Source organism: Herbidospora sakaeratensis, assembly GCF_001570525.1.
GTDB classification, from domain to species: domain Bacteria; phylum Actinomycetota; class Actinomycetes; order Streptosporangiales; family Streptosporangiaceae; genus Herbidospora; species Herbidospora sakaeratensis.
In genome coordinates this window covers 993,056-1,007,300 of the sequence record NZ_BBXC01000007.1, presented here as the reverse complement: position 1 = coordinate 1,007,300, position 14,245 = coordinate 993,056, and the positions used below count along the sequence as shown (strand labels likewise).

The 14,245-nt window shown below is 74.4% G+C and carries 12 protein-coding genes; 4 read left to right on the top strand and 8 right to left on the bottom strand.

Going from position 1 to position 14,245, the window contains the following annotated elements:
• Positions 1-3: 3 nt before the first annotated feature.
• From AW271_RS04125 to AW271_RS04105, 5 genes are read right to left on the bottom strand one after another with little or no spacing between them, the layout of a single operon-like run.
• On the bottom strand, positions 4-1,197 hold the full coding sequence (locus tag AW271_RS04125; RefSeq protein ID WP_062331909.1) for an ABC transporter substrate-binding protein: 1,194 nt from the start codon (positions 1,195-1,197) through the stop codon (positions 4-6).
• Positions 1,194-2,192 (bottom strand): branched-chain amino acid ABC transporter permease, encoded by a 999-nt coding sequence (locus AW271_RS04120; protein WP_062331906.1) that lies wholly within the window; start codon positions 2,190-2,192, stop codon positions 1,194-1,196. The genes AW271_RS04125 and AW271_RS04120 overlap by 4 nt, the downstream gene beginning before the upstream one ends.
• Entirely contained in the window at positions 2,189-3,001 is an 813-nt protein-coding gene (locus tag AW271_RS04115; RefSeq protein WP_062331901.1) for a branched-chain amino acid ABC transporter permease, read from the bottom strand. Before AW271_RS04115 ends, AW271_RS04120 begins: the two co-directional genes overlap by 4 nt.
• Positions 2,998-3,651: an ABC transporter ATP-binding protein gene (locus AW271_RS04110; protein ID WP_062331898.1), complete on the bottom strand. Its 654-nt coding sequence runs from the start codon at positions 3,649-3,651 to the stop codon at positions 2,998-3,000. Before AW271_RS04110 ends, AW271_RS04115 begins: the two co-directional genes overlap by 4 nt.
• Entirely contained in the window at positions 3,648-4,391 is a 744-nt protein-coding gene (locus AW271_RS04105; protein ID WP_062333080.1) for an ABC transporter ATP-binding protein, read from the bottom strand. Before AW271_RS04105 ends, AW271_RS04110 begins: the two co-directional genes overlap by 4 nt.
• Positions 4,392-4,569: 178 nt before the next feature.
• Here AW271_RS04105 and AW271_RS04100 point away from each other — a divergent pair, with 178 nt between their 5' ends.
• Positions 4,570-7,287: an AAA family ATPase gene (locus AW271_RS04100; protein WP_083976051.1), complete on the top strand. Its 2,718-nt coding sequence runs from the start codon at positions 4,570-4,572 to the stop codon at positions 7,285-7,287.
• 85 nt (positions 7,288-7,372) lie between these two features.
• Here the strand turns inward: AW271_RS04100 and AW271_RS39400 are convergent, their stop codons facing one another.
• The 3 genes from AW271_RS39400 to AW271_RS04085 all read right to left on the bottom strand — a co-directional run bounded on the left by AW271_RS39400 (position 7,373) and on the right by AW271_RS04085 (position 10,093).
• Positions 7,373-8,518, bottom strand: a complete 1,146-nt coding sequence (locus AW271_RS39400; protein ID WP_157553884.1) for an acyl-CoA synthetase family protein — start codon at positions 8,516-8,518, stop codon at positions 7,373-7,375.
• A gap of 122 nt (positions 8,519-8,640) precedes the next feature.
• Complete coding sequence (locus AW271_RS04090) at positions 8,641-9,387, bottom strand: IclR family transcriptional regulator (protein WP_062331892.1); 747 nt, start codon at positions 9,385-9,387, stop codon at positions 8,641-8,643.
• A gap of 106 nt (positions 9,388-9,493) precedes the next feature.
• A complete protein-coding gene (locus AW271_RS04085; RefSeq protein WP_062331890.1) occupies positions 9,494-10,093 on the bottom strand; it encodes a ScbR family autoregulator-binding transcription factor in 600 nt (199 codons plus the stop codon).
• Positions 10,094-10,360: 267 nt separating this feature from the next.
• On the opposite strand from AW271_RS04085, the gene AW271_RS04080 reads away from it, so the two are divergent.
• The 3 genes from AW271_RS04080 to AW271_RS04070 all read left to right on the top strand — a co-directional run bounded on the left by AW271_RS04080 (position 10,361) and on the right by AW271_RS04070 (position 14,212).
• Positions 10,361-11,737, top strand: coding sequence for a family 2B encapsulin nanocompartment shell protein (locus AW271_RS04080; RefSeq protein WP_062331884.1), 1,377 nt, complete (start codon positions 10,361-10,363; stop codon positions 11,735-11,737).
• A 76-nt stretch (positions 11,738-11,813) separates the two neighbouring features.
• Complete coding sequence (locus tag AW271_RS04075; protein ID WP_245652913.1) at positions 11,814-13,181, top strand: family 2B encapsulin nanocompartment shell protein; 1,368 nt, start codon at positions 11,814-11,816, stop codon at positions 13,179-13,181.
• Positions 13,178-14,212: a family 2 encapsulin nanocompartment cargo protein polyprenyl transferase gene (locus AW271_RS04070; protein ID WP_062331879.1), complete on the top strand. Its 1,035-nt coding sequence runs from the start codon at positions 13,178-13,180 to the stop codon at positions 14,210-14,212. Before AW271_RS04075 ends, AW271_RS04070 begins: the two co-directional genes overlap by 4 nt.
• Positions 14,213-14,245: the final 33 nt, after the last annotated feature.

The window sequence follows — 14,245 nt, the reverse complement described above, 5'->3', positions numbered from 1 at the left end:
CGATTAAACCGCTTCCCACCCCGAGTCGCCGAACCGGAACACCCGCAGGTCCTCCACCGGATAGGGGTCGCCGGGGCCGGTCGAGACGGTGATGCCGGGCAGCAGGGTGCCGATCTCGACGTCCCGCAGATCGCGGGCGGCCGCCATCAGGCCCTCCCGCGACGGGCACTCCATCCGTTCCAGGGCCGCCGCGAAGGCCGCCGCCGACGTCCAGCCGAACATCACCTGCGAGCTCGCCGGGTCGGCGTCGGGCACGTGCCGCCGGACCGCGGAGACGAAGGTCCGCACGTCCGGGTCGGTCTCCCAGGTGACCGGGTCCTTGTAGAAGCCGGTCGTCAGCACGTCGCGCAGCGCCGCCGGGCCGACCGCGGCGATCACCGAGGGCGTGTTGGCGACGCCGTTGAGCAGGTGGAGCGGGTTCCACGTCGTCATGGCGGCGTCGGCGGCCAGGGCCTGGGCGGCGAACTTGGGGGTGCCGACGTTGAGGAAGACCCCGGCCCCCGACTCGGCCAGGCCGGCCATCTGGGCCTGGACGTCGGCGTCCATCACCTCGTAGCCGCGCCGGGCGACCACCTGGACGCCGGTCCCGGCGACGGCGTCCTCGAAGGCGGTCAGCAGTTCGCGGCCGAAGTCGTCGTTCTGGTAGAGCACCGCGACCGTGGCGTGCGGGCGGGTCCGGAGCAGGTGGCGGGCGTAGACGCGGGCCTCGGCGGCGTAGGTGGGCTGGAAGCCGATCGTCCACGGATAGGCGGCGTCCCCCCATTCGGAGGCGCCGGAGGCGACGAACAGCTGCGGGACCTTCCGCCGGTCGGCGTAGGCGCGCACGGCGGCCGTCGAGGGGGTGCCGAGCGTCTGGAACAGCGCGAAGACCCGGTCGGAGTCGACCAGCCGCCGCGCCTCCTCGACCGCGCGGGCGGGCTGGTAGCCGTCGTCGCGGACCAGGAACTCGACCTGGCGTCCGGCCACGCCGCCGCGCGTGTTCGCCCAGGCGAAGTACGCCGACACCCCCTGCGCGACCGCCCCGTAGGCCGAGGCGGGGCCCGACAGCGGATAGACGCCGCCCACGCGCACCGTCGCGGGGGTGAGCCCGTCGGCGTGCTGCCCGGCGCATCCGGCAGGACCGCTCAGGACCACCTCCGCCGAGGTCGGCCGGCAGGCCGAGACCAGCAGCAGCGCCACGAGGGCGAGTCGTCTCACGGGCGCCTCCTTCCGAGGAACGCCGGCGCGCGCCGCACCAGCCCGGTCACCCCGTGGGGGGCGACCGCGAGCACCAGGACGAGGGCCAGGCCGGAGACCAGGCCCGGCGCGGGCAGGAAGGTCACCACGACCGCCCCGATCACCGCGCCCGACACGGTGCCGAGGCCGCCGATGACGATCCCGGCCAGCAGGGTGATCGACAACGTGACGGTGAACGACTCGGGCGCGACGAACCCGGTCGTCCAGGTGAACAGGCAGCCGGCCAGGCCCGCGTACACGGCCGACCAGGCGAAGGCGTGCGCCCGGGTGGCGGAGGGGTGGATGCCGAGGAGCTCGGCCGCGCCCGCGTCGGCGCGCAGCGCCACCAGCGCCCGTCCGAGGCTCGACCGGATCACCGAGCGCATCAGCGTGAACGCGGCCGCCGCGACGGCGAGCACGAGCAGGTAGACCCACTGGTCGTCGTCGAGGCCGGTGAAGGAGGGCGCGCCCGGGGTGCGCACCGGCAGCCCCATCGCGCCGCCCGGGGCCAGCCGCCTGATGAGCGGCGGTACGGCCACCGCCACCGCGAACGTCACGACCGCCAGGTAGAGCCCGCTCAGCCGGACCGCCGGCCGCCCGAAGGCGTGCCCGAGCCCGTAGGCGACCAGCCCGGCGGCCGGCAGCGTGACCGGATAGGGCGCCCCGGAGGAGAGCAGGATCGCGGCGGTGTAGGCGCCGACGCCGAAGAACGCGCCGTGGCCCAGCGAGATCAGCCCGCCGTGCCCGGTCACCAGGTCGAGCCCGAGCAGCGCCACGACGTAGACGAGCACGAGCGTCACCTGGTGCAGCGGGTAGGGCGGCACCAGGAACGGCACCGCGACGGCCCCGGCGGCGGCCGCGCCGAGCGTCGTCCGGGGGTAGGGCCAGGCCCGCCGCCGGTCGCCCGCGTACTGTCCGACGGCGGGGCGGCGGTGCCCGGTGCCCGCGCGCAGCCCCGTGGCCGGACGCGCGCTCATGCCCGCACCCGCGCGAGCCCGCCGGACCGGACGGCCGGCAGCGCCAGCAGGACCGCGAGCGGCACCACCACCCGCAGGTCGGCCCACAGGTAGGTGCCGGCCAGCGTCTCGGCCACCCCGATCAGCAGCCCGCCCGCGACGGCCGCGACGGGGTGGACGAACCCGCCCGCCGCCGCGGCGGCCAGGGCCGAGACGAGCGCGTTGCCCATCATCCCGGGCTCCAGGAACACCACCGGCGCGACCAGCACCCCCGACACCGCGCCCGCGACGGCGGCCAGGCCCCAGCCGAGGGCGTGCACGCGGCCCACGCGGATGCCCGCCAGCCGGGCCGCCCGGGGGTCGGCGGCGACCGCGCGCAGCGTCAGCCCGGCGCCGCTGTGCCGGATCACCAGGTAGAGCAGCGCCAGCACGGCGGCCACCACGGCCAGCGGGCCGGCAACCCCCAGTGGCCCGCCGGGGAAGGGGTTGGGGAAGGTGCGCAGCGCCGAGGTCCAGATCTGCGCGGCCAGGGCGTGGACGAGGACGTACAGGCCGATCGTCATGATCAGCGCCGCGTCGCCGGCCCACCGCATGACGACCCGCTGCGCCAGCGCGCCGGCGGCGAACGCCACGGCCATGGTGAGCGGCAGCGCCGCCCAGTAGGACAGGCCGGCCTCGACGAGCTGCCACGCCACGTAGGCCGACACCATCGCCAGCTCGCCCTGCGCGAAGTTGACGACGCCGGTGAACCGGTGGACGAGCACCAGCGCCAGCGCGAGCGCCGCGTAGACCGCGCCGGTCCCCAGCCCGTGGACGATCTGCCCGATCATGCGGCCAGCCGCCCGCCGTCGAGGGTGTACACGCGGTGCGCGACCCGGGTGGCGGCCCGCGCGTTCTGCTCGGCCACCACGATCGTGCCGCCCTCGCGCGCCGCGACGACCGCGAGGGTCTGGAACAGCCGGTCGGTCAGCCCGGGGGACAACCCGCGCGACGGCTCGTCGAGCAGCAGCACCCGGGGCCGCCCCATCAGCGCCCGCCCGATCGCGAGCAGGCCCTGCTCGCCGCCGCTGAGGGTGCCGGCGGGTTGCCGCAGGTGGGCTTGGAGCACCGGGAAGTAGGTGAACACGCGCGCGAGGTCGTCGTCGACGCCCCGGCGCGGCCACGGCCGCGCGAACGCCCCGGCCCGCAGGTTCTCCTCCACGGTCAGCGGCCCGAACACGCCGCGTTCCTCCGTCACGTGCCCCAGGCCCCGCCGCACGATCTCCTCGGGCGCGAGCCCGAGCACCGGCGTCCCGCCGACCTTGACCACGCCCCGGGCCGCCACCAGCCCCGACAGCGCCCGCAACAGCGTCGTCTTCCCGGCCCCGTTGGGCCCGAGCACGACCACGACCTCGCGCTCCCCCACGACCAGGTCGACCCCGTGCAGCACCCGCACCGCGCCGTATCCGGCGCGCAGCCCGCCGACCTCCAGGCCGCTCATCGGGCCCCCAGGCAGGCCGCGATCACGGCCGGGTCGCGGCGCACCACGTGCGTCGGCCCGTCGGCGATCTTTTGGCCGAGGTCGAGGCAGACGATGCGCCCGCACAGGCCGAGCACGAACTCCATGTGGTGCTCGACCACCACGACCGTCAGTCCGGTCGCCCGGTGCAGGTCCCTGATCAGGCCCGACAGAGCCAGCGCCTCCTCCGGGCCGAGCCCGCCGGCCGGTTCGTCGAGCAGCAGCAGCCGAGGCTCGGCGGCGACCGCGCGGGCGATCTCCACCCGCTTCAGCACCCCGTGGGGCAACCCGGCGGCCGGGTGGTCGCCGAGGCCGAGCAGGCCGAACAGGTCGAGCACCCGGTCGGCGTGCGCGCGCAACCGCCGTTCGCCGTCGCGGGCGAAGGCGGCCCGCCAGAAGCCCGCCGCCCCGAACCGGTGCGCCCCCGTCATGACGTTCTCCCGGACCGACAACCCGGGGAAGACGGCCGGGTGCTGGAAGGTGCGGGCGATGCCCGTGCCGGCCACGAGGTGGGGCGGGCGGGCCAGCACGTCCTGGCCCGCGAAGCGGATGACGCCGTCGTCGGGGTCGCGGCGGCGTGTCACGCAGTCGAACAGGGTGCTCTTGCCCGCGCCGTTGGGGCCGATCAGGCCCACCACCTCTCCCGGGCCGACCACCAGGCCGACCGCGTCGAGTGCGGTGACCCCGCCGAAGCGCACGGTCAGCCGGCCGATTTCAAGCATGGGCACCATCGCCTTGTCGCCTGTCCGGGGAACGGTGCAGAGTCTCGGCAGCGGTGACCGGGTCGCGCATCGGTGGAATCACCAGTCTTGGCCTGTGCGTCGCAGGTGACGAAAGGTGTCACGACTTTTCCGGCATATCCCTCTTTCAGCGATGTCAGGCGGCCGTAACACTGAGGAGATGTCAGCAGCCCAACACCTGCGGGGCCGTGAGGCCGAACTGGCCGCGCTGCGGGAGGTGCCGGCCGGCGCGCGGGCCGGGTCGGGCGGCGCCCTCCTTCTCGTCGGCGCGGCGGGAACGGGCAAGTCGGCGCTGCTCGACCTCTGCGCCGCCGAGGCGGCCGGCCTGCTGGTGCTGCACGCGCGCGGGGTGGCGTGCGAACGCGACCTGCCCTACGCCGGGCTGCACGGCCTGCTGCGCCCGCTGCGCGACCGGCTGGCGGCGCTGCCGAAGGCGCAGGGCGAGGCGCTGACCGAGGCCCTGGACCTGGGGGCGCCGGCGGGCCGCCTGGTCGTCCCGGCCGCCGTGCTCACGCTGCTGTCGCTGGCGGCGGCCGAGCGTCCGGTCGTCGCGGTCGTGGACGACCTGCACCACCTCGACGCGCCCAGCCGCGAGGCCCTGCTGTTCACCGCCCGGCGCCTGGCCGGTGAACCCGTGGCGCTGGTCGCGGCCGCACGCTCCGACGTGTGGGCGGGGGCGGTGCCGGTGCGGCAGCTCGACAACCTCGACGAACGGGCCGCCCGGGAGCTCACCGACGACCTGGTGCCCGGCGGGCTGCCCGACGACCTGCGGGCCGCGCTCGACCAGATCGCCCGGGGCAACCCGCTGGCGCTCACCGAACTCGCCGCCGCCCTCACGCCCGAGCAGCTCGCCGGGACGGCCGCCCCTCCGGCGACCCTGCCGCGCGAGGGGCGGTTGTGGCGGGCGTACACGAGCCAGATCGAGGACCTGCCCGGCCCGACGCGCGCCCTGCTGCTCCTGCTGGCCGCCGACCCGCGCCTCGACACGGCCACGCTGGTGCGGGCGTTCGACGGCGACGCCTTCACGGCGCTGGAGGCGGCCGAGCGGGCCGGGGTCGTCGAGGTGGCCGGCGACCGGTTCCGGTTCCGCGACCCGGCGGCCGGGCCGGTGGTCTACCACGGCACGTCGCTGCTGGCCCGCCGCGCCGCCCACCGATCGCTCGCCGGAGCGCTGGCCCACCACCGCCTCCGGCGGGCCTGGCACCGGGCCGCCGCCCTCGACGGGCCGCCCGAGGATTTGGCCGACGAACTCGACGCCGCCGCCACCGCGACCGGTTCGCCCTGCCCGTTCCCGGCGTTGTCGCTGGCCTACGAGCGGGCCGCCGAGCTGAGCACCCGCGCCGACGCCAAGGCCGCCCGGCTGGCCGCCGCCGCCCAGTACGCCCGCCTCGAAGGCCGCCCGCACCGCGCGCACGCCCTGCTCGACCGGCTGCGCACCGGCGCGGTCTCGGCCGAGCTCCGGCAGCAGGCCGAGAGCATCCGGGCGCGGCTGGAGTTACGCGGCGGCGAGACCAGCTTCGCCCGCGACGAGCTCCTCGCGGTCGCCTCCTCTCTGCTCGACCGCGACCGCACGATGGCGGTCAGGGCCCTGGTGCGCGCCGCCGAGGCCAGTTACCTGGCCGGCGACCACCAGCGGTTCGTCGCCATCGCCCGCGACGCCCTGACGCTGCGGCGCGACGACGACCCGCCCGCGATCCGGCTCATGTTCGAGTACCTGACCGGCATGGCCGCCTCGTTCCGGGGCCGCCACGGCGAGGCGGCCGGGCCGCTGCGCCGGGTGGTCGAGCTCGCGCCGCACGTGCACAGCCCGTCTGTGCTGGTGTGGGCGGCCGTGTCGAGCCTGATGCTGGGCGACGACGCGCAGGCGTTCCGGCTCTCCACCCGCGCCGTCGAGACGGCCCGCGCGCTGGGCGCGGTGGCGACCGTGCCGCAGGTGCTGGAGTTCGCGATCAACAGCGAGTTCTGGCTCGGCCGGTTCGCCTCGGCCGCCGCCAACGCCTCGGAGGGGCTGCGGCTGGCCCAGGAGACCGGTCAGCGCGGCAGCGCCGGGCAGCACCTGGGCTGGTTGTCGATGATGGCCGCCGTCCAGGGCGACGAGGAGACCGTGCAGACCCGGGCCCGCGCCGCGATCGAGCTGGCCGGCGCCCACGGCGTGAGCATCGCGGGGGCGCTGGGCAACTGGGCGCTGGCCCAGATCGACCTGGCCTCGGGCCGGCCGGCGGCGGCGGTGCAGCGGTTGCGGCCGACCGCGCGGGCCGACGTGCGCAACACCCACCTGGTCGTGCAGGTCACCGCGACCCCGCACTTCGTCGAGGCGGCCGCCCGGACCGGCGAGCGCGACCAGGCCGTCCGCGCGCTGCGCGTCTTCGAACGCTGGGCCGACAGCACGGCCAGCCCCGACCGGCGGGCGCTCGCCGTGCGCTCCCGCGCCCTGCTCGCCCCGCCGGGCGAGGCCGACGACCTGTTCCGCGCCGCCCTCGACCTGCATCACCAGGGCTTCTCGGAGTTCGAGACGGCCAGAACCGAGTTGTTGTACGGCTCCGCCCTGCGCCGCGACCGCCGTCCGGGCGCCGCCAGGGAACACCTCTACAGCGCCCTCGACACCTTCGACCGCTACGGGGCCCGGCTCTGGACCGACCAGGCGCGGAGCGAGCTGCGCGCGGCCGGCGAGCCGGTCAGGACGGCCCGGCCGAAGGCGGCCGAGGAGCTGACCGCCCAGCAGTTCCAGATCGCCCGCATGGTCGCCGACGGCGCGACGAACCGGGAGGTCGCCGCCCAGCTCTACCTGAGCCCCCGGACGGTCGAGCACCACCTGCGCAACATCTTCGCCAAGCTCGACATCCGGTCGCGGGTCGAGCTGGTGCGGCTGCTGACCTGAACGGCCCGCGCGCGGCGAACCAAGACGGGAGCGGGTGGGGGGCTCCTGTTTCGCGCGCGGGCCGTCCGCTCTCAGGCCACCGTGTTCAGGCCACCGTGCCGAATCCGGAGTCGAACAGGTAGCGGTGGTCGCGGGCCAGGTGGAGGAAGCCGTCGGCGTCGAGGCGGCCGCGTTCGCCGGTGCGCAGCACGCCGCGCAGGTCGTCGCCCCGGGCCAGGTCGCGGGCCGACCGGGCCGGGCCCATGCCGACGGTGTCGCCCTCGTAGACGACCTCGCCGCGGGTGATCGACAACCGCCCGCCGGGCAGCGCCGGGCCGACCGAACCGGGGCGGGCCTGGCCGGGCGGGGTGGCGGCGACCCCGTACAGCAGAGAGGCGAAGCCCTCCGGCGGCGCGCCGCCGACCATGGTCAGCGTGCGCAGGGAGCGGTGCCGGACGGGCGCCCAGCCGAGCCGGTGCAGCAGCGCGAACACGCACGGGGAGGCGGCGAACGACCCGCACGCCCACCGTTCGGCGGCGGCCCAGAACTCCGCGCCCGCGACCGAGCCCTCGGCCGCGACGACGGCCGCACCGGCGGCGAGGTGGGCGTTGAGCAGCGCCAGCCCCGCGCCGGTGAAGAGGGGCGGGCTGGTCAGCGTGGCCTCGCCGGAGCGGATGCGCAGCGCCCGCGCCACCGCCTCGCCCTCGGCCCGCACGGCCCGGCGGGACAGTCGCATCCCGCCGGGCCCGTCGAGCAGCACCACCGCCAGATCGGGGTGGACCGGGGCGCCGGGGTCCGTGCGCACCCACGCCCGCCCGTCGGCGCGGTATCCGGGCGGCGGTGCCCCCGGCGCCCCGAGCAGGGCGGCCGGCGCGAACCGGGTCACGAGGTCGCCCGCGCGGGAGCGGACGAGCCGCGGATCGACCGGCGCGACCGGCCGCCCCGCGCGCAGGGCGGCCAGGTAGGTGACGATCACCTCGGCGGTGGCCGACGCGGCCAGCATCAGCAGCCCGCCGGGCAGCCGCGCCAGCCGCAGCGCGGCCCGCTGGACGGCCCGCCGCAGCACGGGGCCGTAGAGGATCTCGTCGGTGCGCGCGTCGATCACCCGGGTGTCGCGCGCGTCGAGCGCGGGACCGTCCTGGCCGGGCCCGCTGCCCGGCCGCGCGGATGCCCGGCCGCGCGGTGCGTTCGGGGCGAGCCCGGACAGGAGCCGGGGGCGGGGGATCGCTGCGCAGGTCCGTTGTGGAGGCATGGGGCGCTCCTCGGTCGGAGAGGGGGGCGTGCTCTCGGACCGAGAGCGTAAGTCGGGATTTTTCCGGGACGCCACGACACGTTCCAAATATTGGAACAAATGGCACCTAAGGCGGGGGCCGTTCATCCGGCCAGCCGGGCCGTCCGCAGGGTGACCGCCAGCTCGTGTCCCGCCCGGCGCACCGCCGCCTCGGCCGGGCCGGCCTGCAGCAGCTTCATCGGCCCGGACACGCCCACCGCCACCACCCCGAAGTTGGGCACGCCGAGCACCGGGACCGCGATGGCGCTGAGCCCCTGGACGTACTCCTCGACGCACCACGCCACCCCCTGGCGGCGGATCACGGCCAGCTGGCGGTCGAGCACGCCCGGGTCGGTGATGGTGCGATCGGTGTGGCGGCGCAGCGGGACGCGCAGGTCGGGCGGGCCGCCCTGGTAGGCCAGCAGCACCTTCCCGGCCGCCGTGCAGTGGGCGGGGGCGAGTTCGGCGGTGCGCCACAACGCCTTGGTGTGGGTGCGCGGATAGAGCGTCATCACGTACTCGGCCTGGCGGTCGGTCAGCACCGCGATCGAGACGATCTGGCGGGTGTTCTCGTAGAGCTCCAGCAGGTGGGGCGTGGCCATGCGGCGCAACCACTGGAAGTGCCGGACCCGCTCGGGCTGCGCGTAGGGGCGCAGCGTGGCGGCGACGCGGTAGTCGGCTCCGGTACGGCCCACCAGGTCGTCGGCCTCCAAAGCGGCGAGCAGCCGGTGGACCGTGGACTTGGGCATCTGGACCTGGCGTGCCAGGGTGGTGAGGCTGACCGGCTCCGGCGACGTGGCCAGAGTGCGCAGCACGATCATGGCTTTGGCCAGCGTGCCGATCCGTTCCATGACGGTCCCTTCAGCGCGTTAGACGTCCCCGAAAAAAACCGACCGGAATGTATTTTTATAGGGCCGACTCGGGGCGAACTGAAGGGGGGACAGCAGAACCTGTCGCTCAGGTGAGGGCGAGCGCCTCGGCCCGCCGGACGGTGGTCCGCGGCGAGGGTTCGGCCTGGATGCCGAACAGCACGACGCGCCACATCTCGCGCAGCCGCTCCTCGGTGTCGGCCCGGCCGAGCGTGTCGCTGACCTGGAAGACCCCGAAGAACGAGCTGACGACGACCCGCGCGGCCTTCTCGGCGGTGACGCCCTCGGCGAGCTCGCCGGCCCGCTCGGCCGGCTGGAGCACCTGGGTGAACGCGGCCTCCCACGCGCCGACGTTGCGGTCGAGGGCCAGCCGGGCCCCCGCGCGCATGACCGGTTCGTCGCGGAACGCGCGGGTGATGGCGAAGGTCAGCGCGACCACCACCACGACCGGGTCGGACTCCTCGCCGCAGAACCGTTTGACGAGGGCGGGCCAGCGTTCGAGCTGCCGCTCGACGATGGCCTCGGCCACCGACTCCTTGTTCGGGTAGTGGAAGTAGATCGCGCCCTTGGTCACACCGGCCCGCTCGTGGATCTCGGTCAGGCTGGTCCCGGCGTACCCGTTGGCCGCGAAGATCTCGGCGGCCGCCCGGAGCAGCCGTTCACGGGTCGCCAGTGCACGCTGCTGCACTGCCCTCGCCTCCTACGGGCCCCGACCCCACAGACGCGGCCCTTTCAGAGGTTAACACGGGAACAATCTACCAAAAGGGGTAACGGACCCACTACGGATAATCACCACCTATTTCGGTGTTTTGGGGTTGAGTCATTCGAATGCAAACTCGCAATTGACACTCCGAAGATCGCCCCTGCATTATTGATCCGTTCGGCCAGCCCAATGAGGTTTCTCGCGCGGGCCCCCCTGAATTGTTTTCGCTTCGCCGCAGGAACAGGAGTCGAGTTGACCGTTGAGAACGAGCAATTGAGCCTGGGCACGGCGGCGGCCAGGAAACTGGCCACCACCACGAAAACCGTCCCGCAGATGCAGGGCATCAGCAGCAGGTGGTTGCTGAAGGTGCTGCCCTGGGTCCAGGTCTCCGGCGGCGCCTACCGCGTCAACCGCCGCCTGTCCTACGCCGTCGGCGACGGGCGGGTCACCTTCACCGTCCAGTCGGGCCAGGTCCGGGTGATCCCGGCCGAGCTCACCGAGTTGCCCCTGCTCCGCGGATTCGACGACCCCGACACCCTGACCGCCCTGTCCGAGCGCTTCACCCAGCGCGACTTCGCCGCCGGCGACGTCATCGTGGAGGCGGGCCAGCCCGCCGACCAGGTGATCCTGGTGGCCCACGGCAAGCTGACCAAGATCGGCACCGGCCCCTACGGCGACCAGGTCGCCCTGGGCCTGCTGGCCGACGGCGACCACATCGGCGACCAGACCCTGCTGGCCTCCGGCACCTGGGACTACACGGTCAAGGCCACCACCGCCGGCACCGTGCTGACCCTCCCCCGCGGCGAGTTCGAGCGGCTGGTCGACCAGTCCGACGCGCTGCGCGCCCACGTCGAGTCCTACCAGGCCGGCTCGGGCCGCCCGCAGGACGAATACGGCGAGGCCGCCATCGAGGTCTCCTCCGGCCACCACGGCGAGCCCTCGCTGCCCGGCACGTTCGTCGACTACGAGACCTCACCGCGCGAGTACGAGCTGAGCGTCGCGCAGACCGTGCTGCGGGTGCACTCGCGGGTGGCCGACCTCTACAACGACCCGATGGACCAGATCGAGCAGCAGCTCCGGCTGACCATCGAGGCGCTGCGAGAGCGCCAGGAGCACGAGATCGTCAACAACCGCGAGTTCGGCCTGCTCGCCAACGCCGACCTCAAGCAGCGCACCCACACCCGGTCGGGCCCGCCGACCCCCGACGACGTCGACGAGCTGCTGTCGCTGGTGTGGCGGGAGCCGTCGTACATCCTGGCCCACCCGCTGGCCATCGCGGCCTTCGGGCGGGAGTGCAGCGCCCGCGGGGTCTACCCGACCAGCGTCGACGTCGGGGGGCACCACTTCCCGTCGTGGCGCGGGGTGCCGATCCTGCCCTGCAACAAGATCCCGGTGACCGACACCCGCACCTCCTCGATGATCGTGATGCGGCTCGGCGAGGAGAAGCAGGGGGTGGTCGGCCTCCACCAGGTCGGCATCCCCGACGAATACCAGCCGAGCCTCTCGGTGCGCTTCATGGGCATCGACGAGAAGGCCATCATCAAATATCTGGTGAGCGCCTACTATTCGGCCGCGATCCTCGTCCCCGACGCCCTCGGAATTCTGGAGAACGTCGAAGTCGGTCATTAGAAAAAGGTTCCCCCAGGGCGGCCCACGCGTGAATTCCCGGGCCGCCCTTTTTGATTCCCACCAGCAAGGGAGTGCCGTGAACGATCAACTGAGCCTGGGCACGGCGGCAGCCAGGAAACTGGCCACCACCACCAAGACCGTCCCCCAGATGCAGGGCATCAGCAGCCGGTGGTTGCTGAAGGTGCTGCCCTGGGTCGAGGTCTCCGGCGGCGCCTACCGGGTCAACCGGCGCCTGTCCTACGCCGTCGGCGACGGGCGGGTCACCTTCACCGTCCAGTCGGGCCAGGTGCGGGTCATCCCGGCCGAGCTCACCGAACTCCCCCTCCTCCGCGGTTTCGACGACCCCGAGGCCCTCGAGGCCCTCGCGGGGCGGTTCTCCCAGCGCGACTTCGCCGCCGGCGACGTCATCGCCGGGCAGGGCGACCAGGCCGACGAGGTCATCCTGGTCGCGCACGGCAAGCTCACCAAGGTCGGCACCGGCGCCTACGGGGGCGAGACCGCGCTCGGCCTCCTCGGCGACGGCGACCACGTCGGCGATCACGCCCTGCTCGCGCCCGGCACGTGGGAGTTCACCGTGAAGGCCACGACGGCGGGCACGGTGCTGACGCTGGGCCGGCGCGCGTTCGAGGAGCTGGCCGACCGCTTCGAGACGCTGCGGGCCCACGTGGACGCGTACCGGAGCAGCCCCGAACGACCGCAGGACCGGCACGGGCAGGCCGAGATCGCGCTCGCAGCCGGCCACCACGGCGAGGCGGCGCTGCCGGGCACGTTCGTCGACTACGAGACCTCGCCCCGCGAGTACGAGCTGAGCGTCGCGCAGACCGTGCTGCGGGTGCACTCGCGGGTGGCCGACCTCTACAACGACCCGATGGACCAGGTCGAGCAGCAGCTCCGGCTGACCATCGAGGCGCTGCGCGAGCGCCAGGAACACGAGATCGTCAACAACCGCGAGTTCGGCCTGCTCGCCAACGCCGACCTGAAGCAGCGGCTCCAGTCGCGGTCGGGCCCGCCCACCCCCGACGACATGGACGACCTGCTCTGCCGCCGCCGCAAGACGCAGTACTTCGTGGCCCACCCCCAGGCCATCGCCGCGTTCGGCCGCGAGTGCACCAAGCGGGGCGTCTACCCGACCAACGTGGAGGTCGAGGGGGTGCGGCTGACCGCGTGGCGGGGGGTGCCGATCCTGCCGTGCAACAAGCTGCCCATCAGCGAGGCCCGCACCACCTCGATCATGGCGATGCGGCTCGGCGAGGACAACCAGGGCGTGGTGGGCCTGCACCAGACCGGCATCCCCGACGAATACCAGCCCGGCCTCAACGTGCGGTTCATGGGCGTCGACGACCGGGCGGTGATCAACTATCTGGTCAGCGCCTACTACTCGGCGGCGATCCTGATCCCGGACGCGCTCGGCGTCCTGGAGAACGTGGAACTCGGGCATCGATGACGACGACCGAGACGGGGGCTCGCGACGTCGCGGAGGTGCTCGCCTGGAGCCGCGACCTGGTGCAGCCGGCGATCCGGGAGGCGGCCGCCACCCTGCCGGCCTCGATGCGGCACATCTCCGGCTACCACATGGGCTGGTGGGACGAGCGGGGCCGGCCGACCGCGAACGGTTCCGGCAAGTCGGTGCGCCCGGCGCTGGCGCTGCTGGCCGCCGAGGCGGTGGGCGGGACGGCCGAGGGGGCGCTGCCTGCCGCGGTGGCGGTCGAGCTCGTCCACGACTTCTCGCTGCTGCACGACGACGTGATGGACGGCGACGCCACCCGGCGGCACCGGCCCACGGCGTGGCGGGTGTTCGGGGTGAGCCAGGCGATCCTGGCCGGTGACGCGCTGGTGTCGCTGGCGTTCGCGCGGCTGGCCGAGAGCGGCCATCCGCTGGCCCACGAGGGGGCGGGCCTGCTGAACGCGACGGTGCTCGACCTGCTCGACGGGCAGAGCGCCGACGTCGGGTTCGAGGACCGGGCCGACGTGACGCTGCCGGAGTGCATCCGGATGGCCGGGTCGAAGACCGGCGCGCTCATCGCGTGCGCCTGCGCGCTGGGCGCCCTCTACGGGGGAGCCGACGCGCGGGCGATCGAGCACCTGCGCACGTTCGGCGCCGAGCTGGGGCTGGCCTTCCAGCTGGCCGACGACCTGCTCGGCATCTGGGGCGACCCGGAGGTGACCGGCAAGCCGGTGTTCTCCGACCTGGCCAACCGGAAGAAGTCGCTGCCGGTGGTGGCCGCGCTCACCTCCGCGACCGGGGAGGCCGCGGAGCTGGCCGCGATCTACCGGTCGGGCACCGTGTTGTCCGACGCCGAGCTGGCCAGGGCCGCCGACCTGGTCGAGCGGGCCGGGGGCCGCGACTGGTGCCGGGAGACCGCCGACGGGCTGCTCGCGCGGGCGCCCGTGCACCTGGCGGAGGCGGGCTGCGCGGCCCGCCCGGCGGCCGAGCTCACGGCGTTGTCGACGCTGATGGCCCGGCGCACCCTCTGAGACGGCGGTGCCGGGCGGTGACGAGGACGCCCG

Coding starts and splice junctions, on each gene's coding strand:
- AW271_RS04110 (WP_062331898.1), bottom strand. CDS start 3,651: ATGAGCGGCCTGGAGGTCGGCGGGCTGCGCGCCGGATACGGCGCGGTG.
- AW271_RS04115 (WP_062331901.1), bottom strand. CDS start 3,001: ATGATCGGGCAGATCGTCCACGGGCTGGGGACCGGCGCGGTCTACGCG.
- AW271_RS04070 (WP_062331879.1), top strand. CDS start 13,178: ATGACGACGACCGAGACGGGGGCTCGCGACGTCGCGGAGGTGCTCGCC.
- AW271_RS04120 (WP_062331906.1), bottom strand. CDS start 2,192: ATGAGCGCGCGTCCGGCCACGGGGCTGCGCGCGGGCACCGGGCACCGC.
- AW271_RS04090 (WP_062331892.1), bottom strand. CDS start 9,387: ATGGAACGGATCGGCACGCTGGCCAAAGCCATGATCGTGCTGCGCACT.
- AW271_RS04105 (WP_062333080.1), bottom strand. CDS start 4,391: ATGCTTGAAATCGGCCGGCTGACCGTGCGCTTCGGCGGGGTCACCGCA.
- AW271_RS04100 (WP_083976051.1), top strand. CDS start 4,570: ATGTCAGCAGCCCAACACCTGCGGGGCCGTGAGGCCGAACTGGCCGCG.
- AW271_RS39400 (WP_157553884.1), bottom strand. CDS start 8,518: ATGCCTCCACAACGGACCTGCGCAGCGATCCCCCGCCCCCGGCTCCTG.